Source organism: Streptomyces sp. NPDC002499, from assembly GCF_053595415.1.
This window is the reverse complement of sequence record NZ_JBSFXO010000017.1, coordinates 314430-324119: the sequence shown is the minus strand read 5'-3', so window position 1 is coordinate 324119 and position 9690 is coordinate 314430. Positions and strand designations below refer to the sequence as shown.

10 protein-coding genes and 1 pseudogene are annotated in these 9690 nt (G+C 71.4%); all 11 read right to left on the bottom strand.

Features of this window, described 5'->3' with window-relative positions; all coding sequences use genetic code 11:
• Positions 1 to 94: pseudogene (locus ACWD5F_RS41655) on the bottom strand (ABC transporter permease); the annotation flags it as partial.
• Between the two features lie 82 nt (positions 95 to 176).
• Positions 177 to 1127, bottom strand: a complete 951-nt coding sequence (locus ACWD5F_RS41650) for a streptomycin biosynthesis protein (RefSeq protein WP_451261400.1) — start codon at positions 1125 to 1127, stop codon at positions 177 to 179.
• A gap of 304 nt (positions 1128 to 1431) precedes the next feature.
• On the bottom strand, positions 1432 to 2496 hold the full coding sequence (aroF, locus tag ACWD5F_RS41645; protein WP_451261399.1) for a 3-deoxy-7-phosphoheptulonate synthase: 1065 nt from the start codon (positions 2494 to 2496) through the stop codon (positions 1432 to 1434).
• Positions 2497 to 2601: 105 nt separating this feature from the next.
• Positions 2602 to 3774, bottom strand: a complete 1173-nt coding sequence (locus ACWD5F_RS41640; RefSeq protein WP_451261414.1) for an ABC transporter permease — start codon at positions 3772 to 3774, stop codon at positions 2602 to 2604.
• An 80-nt stretch (positions 3775 to 3854) separates the two neighbouring features.
• The gene (locus ACWD5F_RS41635) at positions 3855 to 4580 is read right to left on the bottom strand and encodes an ABC transporter ATP-binding protein (RefSeq protein WP_401729935.1); all 726 of its coding nucleotides are present in this window, start codon (positions 4578 to 4580) and stop codon (positions 3855 to 3857) included.
• Positions 4577 to 5902, bottom strand: coding sequence for a peptidoglycan-binding protein (locus tag ACWD5F_RS41630; RefSeq protein WP_451261398.1), 1326 nt, complete (start codon positions 5900 to 5902; stop codon positions 4577 to 4579). The genes ACWD5F_RS41635 and ACWD5F_RS41630 overlap by 4 nt, the downstream gene beginning before the upstream one ends.
• Positions 5899 to 6462, bottom strand: coding sequence for a hypothetical protein (locus ACWD5F_RS41625; RefSeq protein ID WP_401729937.1), 564 nt, complete (start codon positions 6460 to 6462; stop codon positions 5899 to 5901). The genes ACWD5F_RS41630 and ACWD5F_RS41625 overlap by 4 nt, the downstream gene beginning before the upstream one ends.
• A gap of 157 nt (positions 6463 to 6619) precedes the next feature.
• Positions 6620 to 6931 (bottom strand): phosphopantetheine-binding protein, encoded by a 312-nt coding sequence (locus tag ACWD5F_RS41620; protein WP_451261397.1) that lies wholly within the window; start codon positions 6929 to 6931, stop codon positions 6620 to 6622.
• Positions 6928 to 7191, bottom strand: coding sequence for a ferredoxin (locus tag ACWD5F_RS41615; RefSeq protein WP_451261396.1), 264 nt, complete (start codon positions 7189 to 7191; stop codon positions 6928 to 6930). Before ACWD5F_RS41615 ends, ACWD5F_RS41620 begins: the two co-directional genes overlap by 4 nt.
• An 11-nt stretch (positions 7192 to 7202) precedes the next feature.
• The gene (locus ACWD5F_RS41610; protein ID WP_451261395.1) at positions 7203 to 8411 is read right to left on the bottom strand and encodes a cytochrome P450; all 1209 of its coding nucleotides are present in this window, start codon (positions 8409 to 8411) and stop codon (positions 7203 to 7205) included.
• Between the two features lie 8 nt (positions 8412 to 8419).
• Positions 8420 to 9610 carry a cytochrome P450 gene (locus ACWD5F_RS41605; RefSeq protein ID WP_451261394.1) on the bottom strand — a complete coding sequence of 397 codons (1191 nt, stop codon included), beginning with the start codon at positions 9608 to 9610 and terminating at the stop codon, positions 8420 to 8422.
• Positions 9611 to 9690 lie beyond the last annotated feature (80 nt).

Here is a 9690-nt window from a genome sequence, read left to right as displayed (position 1 = left end):
GGAGCCACTGCGGGAACGTCGTCGCGGGCATCCACAGGCCGCCCAGCAGGGACAGGCCGAAGTAGGTGATCATCGTGATCGGGCGGACCGCGTCGTGCACGGCCGAAACCCTGGTACCGGAAACCGGGCGTCCAACCGTCCGCTTTCGACACTCGGACGCCCGGCCTCGTCGGCGCTCAGCCGATCTGCGGCACCTCGTCGCTGACCCGCACCGCGAACTCCGACCACAGGTCGGCGAACTGACGGGCCAGGTCGGCAACGATGTCGGTGCAGTGCGGAGGGACGTTGTTGATGATGGCGTCCCACTCCTCCTTGCGCACCGTGTGCAGCGCGAGCAGGCGCAGCAGGTTGCGTCCCGTCTCCGTGAACCGCAGGGCCGGGTCGGCCGTCAGACGTTTCACGAGCGCGGCCCGGTCCAGCACCGGCTCCCCGCGGGAACGGCCGCCCGTGCGGGCGAGCCCCAGTGCGGTGACCTCGGACCGGTCGGTCCGGGTGTCGGTCCCGCCTCGGCGCCTGCGCGGCAGCGGGTCCTCGCCGTTGCGCAGCCGGTTGCGTACGTCGCGGGCCGTCTCCGGGGAGATGCCCGCCGCCCGGGCCACCTGACGCAGTGACAGGCTCGGGTCCTCGGTGAGCAACTCCTGTGCGTGCAGCCGCCCCACGCTGCCGTCGACCGGTCGCAGCCGGCCGTCCTGACCCAGGCGGTGCCCGGTCGACCCGGCGTCCGAGCTCATCCGGCGCCGCAGGTCACCGACGGTCCCCGGGGAGATCCCGGTGACGGAGGCGACCCGCCGGTCCGACCACTGAGGGTGCGTCACGATGATGCGGTCGGCGGCGCGTTTACGGTCCGACAGGGCCAGTGGCAGACCGTGGGCGACGTTCAGTCTCACCGCCAGGACGAAGGCCGCCGCCTCGTCCCCGTCGAAGAACCTGGCGGTGATGGTGTGTCCGCCCCGAAGGCGGGTCGCCTTCAGCCGGTGGAAGCCGTCGATGACACGCATCGTCGACCGGTGCACCGTGATGGGCGGCAGCGGATCCTGGATCGCGGCGAGTATTTGAATGTGTTCGGGCCGTTCTCCGGCCAGTCGTGGCGAACCCGAGAGATCGAGCGTGTCGATTTCGACTTCCACGACCGGCTGTTGATCGAGTTCTTCCTCCTCGGGTTCCGTCCCGGCGCCTCGCTTTGCCTGGGATTGCGGGAACCACCCTGTTTCCAATGCCCTCGACTCCCCCCGGACGATGTTGAGCAAAAGATCTCAGCGGTTGTCGTGCTTCCGCGTATGTGTCCGAAATTAACAGCATCGAATCCACATCGAAACCCCTGCTCGCAGCGCCCGGACAACCCTTACACCCCCTGTTTCCTAGGGGTTTCGAGAGCCGGGTAAACGGCGGGAATGGCACGTTCCTCGGAGGAGCAGGAGGTGCCGTGGGAGGTCAGTTCGCGCGGGCGACCCGGCGGGCGCCGGGACGGGCGGCCAGCGGCATGGCGAGGGAACGGCCCATCAGCGGCGACAGGATGGTGACGGCGTCGGCGATCTCCCGGATGTCGTCTCCGGTGAGTGCCTGTTCGCCGTCGCACAGCGCCTGTTCGGGCCGCGGGTGTACATCGACGATGACACCGTCCGCGCCGGCCGCGAGCGCGGCCCGGGCCAGAGGTACGACCAGGTCGCGGCGGCCCCCCGAGTGCGAGGGGTCCACGATGACGGGCAGGTGCGACAGCCGCTGGACGACCGGGACGGCGCTGATGTCCAGGGTGTTGCGGGTGGCGCTCTCGAAGGTGCGGATGCCGCGCTCGCACAGCACGATGTCGAGGTTGCCGCGCTGGGCGATGTACTCGGCGGCACTGAGCCATTCGTCGATGGTGGCGCTCAGACCACGCTTGAGCAGGACCGGTCGGCCCGACCGGCCGACCGCCTGGAGCAGCGCGAAGTTCTGCATGTTGCGGGCACCGACCTGAAGCATGTCGGCGTAGGAGGCGACCATGTCGACGTCGCCGGGGTCGATGACCTCCGTGACCACCGGAAGTCCCGTCTCCGCGCGGACCTCGGCGAGGATCCGCAGACCGGCCTCGCCCAGTCCCTGGTAGGAGTAGGGCGAGGTGCGCGGCTTGAACGCGCCGCCGCGCAGCAACGAGGCGCCCGCCTTCCGGGCCAACAGAGCGGCCTCGAGGGTCTGTTCGGCGCTCTCCACCGCACAGGGCCCGGCGATCAGGCTGAGCGTGCCGGGCCCGATCGGCACCCCGCCGACCCTGACCACGGAGCGCGCCGCATGATGCTCCCGACTGACCAGCTTGTACGGGGCGGACACACGCATGACCTGGAGGACGCCACGGCGACCGCCCAGGTTGAGTGCCTCGAAGTCCTCGACGTCACCGACGAGTCCGACGATGGTGCGGGAGACTCCGCGACTGACGAAGGCGTCCCCGCCTGCCGCGCGCACGAGTTCGACGACGGCCTCTATGTCTTCCTGGGTGGCTTCCGGGGCCATCACCACGACCATGACTTCTCCTCTGTCTGCTGACTGCTGCACGACGCGGACGACATGCGCGGGGTGGGCAGCGACACCCCCTCCGTGCGGGGGATCACCGGCGGGGGTGTCGCCGTATCAGGTGGTGGCCAGGGCCTCGGTGGGCGGCAGCCGGGCCGCACGGACGGCCGGGTAGAAGCCGGCGAGGCCGCCGATGGCGAGGGTGGCACCGACGCCACCGACCATCGCCCACAGGGGCACAACGGACGGCAGCCCCTGGTAGGCGGCGTAACCGGCCGTGACTCCGATGCCCAGGAGCACGCCGCCGAGTCCGCCGAGTGCGGACAACAACAGTGCCTCGGACAGGAATTGGGTGCGGATCTGTCCGCGGGTGGCGCCCAGCGAACGGCGCAGCCCGATCTCGGAGCGCCGTTCCAGTACGGAGATCACCATCGTGTTGGCGACGCCGACACCGCCCACCAGCAGGGCCACACCGCCCAGGCCCAGCAGCAGTCCGCTGAGCGCGTCGTCGGTGGCCTCCTTGGCGGCCAGCGCGTCGGAGGGCCGCGAGACGTTGACGCCGCTGGGGTTCTCCGGGTTGGCGGTGGCGCCGAGGACGGCCTGCACGTCGTTGACGGCCGAGTCGTCGGTCCGTGTGTAGACGGCCGTGGGGTACCCGTCGAAGTCCAGGAGCTGCTCGGCGACCGGCCATCCCACGAGCGCCGCGGAGTCCAGCTCCGGCAGGAGTTCGTTGGGGGCGAGCAGGCCGACCACGGTGAACCACCGTCCGCCGATCCACACCTGGACGTCCTCGCCCGCCTGGTGCACGCCGACCTGCTGCGCCGCCTTGGCGCCGAGCACGACCGCCGGATAACGGCTGTTGGCGCCGTTCAGCCACCGTCCGTCGACGAGCTCGGCCCCGATGCTCTTCGGCAGGTCCGTGCGGGCCGCGTCGACGGTGAGGCCGCCGGTCTCCTCCTTGGGTATGTGGTCGTTGCGGTAGATCTTCGCGCTCGTCTTGCCGATGGCGGAGACCGACTCGACGGCGTCGATGTTGCCGATCATGCCGACCGCCTCGTCGGGCAGATGCGCGGTGTCGCCGCTGATGGACTGCCCCGGGGTCACGGTGAGCAGGTTCGTGCCGAGGGACGCGAGCCTGCGGTTGAGTCCCTCGGTGGACGAACTGGAGATGCCGACCACCGAGACCATGGCGGCGATGCCGATCGCGATGCCCAGCGCGGACAGGAAGACCCGCATCGGCCGGGACCGCAGACCGGAACCGCCCACGCGGACCACGTCGGCCGGGCCCATCCTGGCCGGCTTGGGGCGGGTCGGCGGCGGCAGCGCCGCCCAGTCCCGTTCCACCGTGTCCGGCTCGGTGTGGAGCGTGCTCATGAGGTGATCTCCTGGGGGACTCGGTCGGCGAGTTCCGCCGGGCGGCCGGAGTCGTACTCGATCAGGCCGTCCCTGACCCGGACCTCACGGGGCAGGGACCCGGCGATGTCCCGGTCGTGGGTGATGACCACCACCGTCGTGCCCGCCTCGTGCAGTTCGTGCAGCAGTTCCATCACCACGGCGCCCGAGCGGGAGTCCAGCGCGCCGGTCGGTTCGTCGGCGAGCAGCAGCGGCGGATCGCCGAGTACGGCGCGGGCGATGGCGACGCGCTGTTTCTCACCGCCGGACAGCTGGTGCGGCTGGTGGTCGAGCCGGTGGCCGAGGCCGACCCGGCGCAGCGCGGTCTCGGCCTTCCGGCGCCGCCAGGCGCGCGGCCTGCCGCTGTAGAGCAGCCCGTCCGCGACGCTGTCCACCGACGCCACGCCGGGGGCGAGATGGAACTGCTGGAAGACGAAGCCGATGGTGCCGGCCCGCAGTGCGGACAGTTCACGGTCGGAGAGCTCATCCGTGAGATGTCCGGCGATGCTCACCGTGCCGGCGGTGGGCCGGTCGAGGGTGCCCATGATGTTGAGCATCGTCGACTTGCCCGAGCCGGACGGCCCGACGATGGCGAGCAGTTCGCCGCGCCGGATGACGAGGTCGGCGCCCTTGAGGGCGTGGACATCGCCGTAGGTCTTGGTGACCCCGCTCAGATGGACGACGGGGTGGGACGGACCGGTCACTTGGGAACCCCCACGACCATGCCGGCCTTGATACCCGTCCCGGTCACCTCGACCAGGTTGCCCGCGAACATGCCGAGCTTGACCGGGACGTACGCGACGCCCTTGTCGGTGACGGCCTCCAGGGCGTAGCCGCCGCGTTGCGCGGTGAGCGCGTTGACGGGTACGGCGAGGACGTTCTCGCGGGTCTCGGCCTTGAGGACCACGTCGACCTGGGCGGCCTGGTAACGGCCCAGCTTCTTCTGGTCCTTGATCTCCAGCTGTACGGGGATGGTGGCCTCGTCGCTGCCGCCGCTGCCGGACTGCTGGCCCGAGTCGCTGCCGGAGCCGCTCTGGGTGGGCGGCGGGGTGCCGACGTCGGTCACCACGGCCTCGACGGTGGTGTCGTCGGGGAGGGTGACGGTCGCCTTGGTGCCCTTCTTGACGAGGTCCTCGTACTGCGGGTCGAGGTCGACGTTCACGACCCGCGCGGTGCCCGTCCAGGACAGCAGGCTGCCGCTGAGGAGGGCGCCGGGGACCGACTTGACCTCGGCGACGCGGCGGGCGCTCGACGCCACGACGGCGTCGCCCACCTGGACGGTGCCGGTCTCGGGCCGGTCGAGGTCCTCCTGCCACTCCTCGACGGCGTCGGCCGTGCCGGACGTGTAGGTGTCGTCGACGGTGAAGCCCGTGTAGCCGAGGGCCTTGAGGTTCTTCTCGAGGATCTTGACGTCCTCGCCCTCGTCCCCGGTCTCCAGGGTGCGGTACAGGGGGATGGAGCCGTACAGCAGCGGAACCTTCTCCTGTCCGACGCGGTAGACGGTGTCGCCCCGCTTGAGAACGACGCCGTCGGTCGGCAGCCAGGTGATGACGCCGGCGGCGGCGCTCCCGCCGGAGCCCTGCTGACCCGTGCCCGAGCCGGTGCCGGCCGAGGCGGCCGGGGCCTGTACGTCGGTCGCGTCGCCGTAGCTGAGGTTGCCGTTCACCGTCTCGGTGGCGGTCAGCGTGGTGCGCTGCACCTTGGTCGTGGCGGGCGGCCCGGACGGCGCGGTGTTCGCGGAGCCCTCGCCGTCGCTGCCGAACGTTCCGGACGCGGCCATCCCGGCGGCCGCGGCCACCGCGATGGCGATCACCACGAGCAGCGCGGTGCGCAGCGGACGGCGCCTGCGGCCGCCGCGGGCGGGTGCCTGGTCGTCGGCGTCCGATCCGCCGTCGCCGCCCGTGGTGGCGGGCGGCTCGGCACCCTCGCCGGCCCGGGTGTCCGCCACGGTGTCCGGTGCCCTGCGCTCCAGTGCGTTCGGTTCCTCGCCGCGCACGGCGAGTTCGGTCTCGTCGGAGGTCGTCACTGGCCCGGCCCCGGTCCCAGCATCAGGCCGCCGCCCGGGTACTTGTCCTGGCAGGCCTGCTGCGCCTTCTGGAACTGCTCGGGCGTGATCCCCGCGGCCTTGGGGTCGATGGTCATGTTGCCGCCGTTGATCTCCGGGTCGGGCAGCTTGGTGAGCCCGTTCTCCCGCAGGCACTTGGCCCATTCGGCGACCTTGGCCGAGTCGAGCTGGCCGCCGCCGGCGGCCGCGCCGCCCCCGCCCTGCGGCATCTTGTCGCGGCAGGCCTCCTCGGCCTTCTGGTACTCGCTGGAGTTCGGGTCGACGTCACCCGGGCTGATCCGGACCCCACCGGTGTCCTGCTGTGGGTCGGGGAAGCTCGGGACGCCGTTGGAGCGCATGCACTGCGCGTAGTCCAGGGCCTTCTCGAAGGGGCTGGTCGGCGAGGCCGAGGCGCCGGCGCCGACGTCGGTCGACGCCTCGGTCTTGGGGTCGTCGGAGCAGCCGGTCACGAAGAGGGCGACAGCGAGTGCCGACGCGGCCAGTGCGGTGTGCGAGAGAGCTCGCTTCTTCGGAGTGAACATGCGCCCAGTTCTACGCAGCGGCCGGTCACACGACGGACACAAAAGGCGGCACCAGCAACACCCATGACATCGGGACACGAAGAGGCCCGGTGGGCTGCGGGACGAGGGTCTCTCGTCCCGCAGCCCACCGGGCCGTGGGTCGGCGTGCGGTGGTCGGTCAGGCGGCGCTCCCGGAGGCCGCCGTACGGGCGCCGTCGGGGGTCGCGGGGGCGACGCCGATCAGCGAGGCCAGCATCGAGATGAAGTCCGACAGGGTCGGATGCTCGGCGACGGCCCGGGTGTCCAACTCGACCTGGTAGGCGTCCTCGACGTCGGTCAGGACGTTCAGCGCCGCCAGCGAGTGACCGCCGAGGGCGAAGAAGTCGTCCGTGTCTCCCACGTCCGGTACGCCGAGTTCGGCACACCACAGGGAGACCACGAACCGGCGCAGTTCCCCCGGGCCGGCCCGGCCGGCGGTGTCCTCGTTCATGGTGCCCCCCTCGTGCTCATGGTGTCTTCCCCGTGTTCCATGGTGTCCTCTCGCCGTTCATGGAGTGTGATCGCGCCCGAGGGACACCGCGTCGCGGCCCCCCGCACCGATCCGGTCAGCCCGGCACCCGGCGCCGGGATCTTGAGCAGGACCTTGCCGTCGTCGTCCGACTGGTCGAAGACCGCGGGCACGAACAGCGCGCACATGCCGCCGCCCACGCATCTGTCGCGGTCGACCTCGATCTCCAGCTCCCCGTCCACGCGTTCTCCTCTCACCAGGCCACCGGCAGCCGCTCCAGCCCGTAGGCGGGCGACCGGACTCGGAAGCGCACCTCGTCGGCGGGTACGGCCGGGCGCAGCGAAGGGAAGCGGGTCAGCAGCGCGGTGAGCGCGACGCGTAGCTCGACGCGGGCCAGCGCGGCGCCCAGGCAGTGGTGGATGCCGTGTCCGAAGGCGACGTGGGGCACCGGGGCGCGGCCGGGGTCGAAGCGGTCGGGGTCCGGGGTGAGCGCGGGATCGCGGTTGGCCATCGGCAGCGAGCAGACGACGTTCTCGCCCGCGTGGACCAGCTCCCCGCCGATCAGGACGTCCTCCAGGGCGATCCGGGGTGTGGGGGCGTGCGGGACGGACAGATAGCGCAGCAGCTCGTCGATCACCCGGTCCGCGGTCTTCGGATCCGCGCGCAGGGCGGCCAGTTCGGCGGGGTGTTCCAGCAGGACGAGTGTGCCCAGGCCGATCATGCCGGAGATGTTGTCCAGTCCGGCGAGCATCAACAGGACGCACAGGCCGCGCAGTTCCTCGTCGGTCAGCTCGTCGCCGTGGTCGCGCACGAGGGCGCCGAGGAAACCGTCGTCGGGCTCCTTGCGCTGCCGTTCCACCAGGCCGGTGAGGTACCGCAGGAACGACTCCCCCGCGCCGGCCCGGCGTTGCCGTCCCCGTGCGGCCGACAGGTGCGCGTGGCCCCGGCGCAGGAAGTCGTCGCGGTCGTCGCGGGGCACTCCGATCAGCTCGCACAGCACCGCCCCCGGCACGGGCGACGCGAACCGCTCCACCAGGTCGGCCGGCGGCCCCAACCCCTCCATGGCGTCGAGGCGTTCGGTCACGGTCTCGGTGATGTACGGCTCCATCCCGCGCAGTCGGCGGAGGGTGAACTCCGGCGTCAGCAGACGGCGCAGCCGGGTGTGCTCGGGCGGGTCGTAGTCCATGAGCTGACCGACGGACTGCTCCGGCCGACCGGTGTCGGGTGCCGCCGGCCCGTGCGGGGTGCCGGTGCGCCGGCGGGTGGAGAAGCGCGTGTGGTCACCCAGGACCTGGCGCACCTCCTCGTACCCGGTGACCAGCCAGACGGGCCGGCCGTCCGTGCCGGGGCCCACGGGCAGGCGCACGACGGGGCGGCCGCCGGTGAGTGTGCGCAGGTCGTCCGAGGGGTCGAAGCGGGTCCGGCGGGTGTGCACGGGCACGGCGGTCGTCTCGCGTGGCATCTCGTCCCCTACCAGGTGACCGGCAGCGCGTCGACGCCGTAGTTGGGAGCCAGCGTGCGGTAGCGCAGTTCCTCCGGCGGCACCGCGGGCCGCAGTTTGGGGAAGCGGGCGAGCAGGGCCGGGAAGGCGATCCGGAGGGTCAGCCGGGTCAGCGGGGCGCCCAGGCAGTAGTGGATGCCGTGTCCGAAGGCCAGGTGGGAGGTGATCTCCCGGGTGATGTCGAGTTCCTCGCGGGGGGCCTGCGGGGACGGCACGGCCTGGAAGCGGTTGACGGCCATCAGTGAACACACCACGGTCTCCCCCGCCTTGACCTCGTGCCCCTCGATGGTCAGGTCCGTCAGTGCGGTGCGCGGGGAAGCCGTCGCGATGACCGAGACGTACCGGATCAGCTCCTCGACGGCCCGGTCGACCACCTCGGGCCGGTCCTGGAACAGGGCGAGTTGGTCGGGATGCCGCATCAGCGCCAGGGCTCCCAGGCCAAGGGTGCCCGCGACGTTCTCGAACCCGGCGGCCATGGTGGTGGCCGCGGTGCCGACCAGTTCGTCGTCGGTGATGTCGTCGCCGTGCTCCCGGATCAGCCTGCCGAGCAGGTCCTCGCCGGGGTCGCGCCGCTTGTTCCCGATCAGCTTGTGCATGTACGCCATGTAGGCCTTTCCGGCGGCCTGTTGCTGCTGCCGGCTGCGGTTGGTGGCGCGCGTGATGTCGAGGTTTCGGGCCAGTTCGGCGTGGTCGTCCTGCGGGATGCCGAGCAGCGCGCAGCTGACCAGACCGGGCACGGGCCAGGCGAAGTGGCGCATGAAGTCGGCGGGCGGACCGGCCAGTTCGAGGGCGTCGAGCCGGTCCGCGACGATGTCCGCGATGAGGGGTTCCAGCCGTCGCATACGGCGCAGGGTGAATTCCGGAGTGAGGAGCTGGCGGAGCCTGGTGTGCTCGGGCGGGTCGTACTGGAGGAGGTTGCCGGGCTGGATGAGACGGCGGGAGTCCTCCTTGCTGTCCGCCGGGGGCAGGGTGCTGAACCGCTCGGCGTCGCCGAGGACCGTGCGGACCGTCTCGTTGCCGGAGGCGAGCCAGGCCCGCGCCGAGGTGCTCGGTGCGGCGGTCTCCGTGAAGGGGCACTCCCGGCTCGTACGACCCAGTTCGGGCAGCGGATCGAGTCCGGCCCGGCGGTTGTGCAGGGGTATTTCCGGGGGTTTCGGCATCGGCGATTCCCTTTCTCAGTTCTCACCGCGGGTTCCGTGGCCCACTGTCCGAGTGTGAAATCGCACGGCGTGGGCGTCAA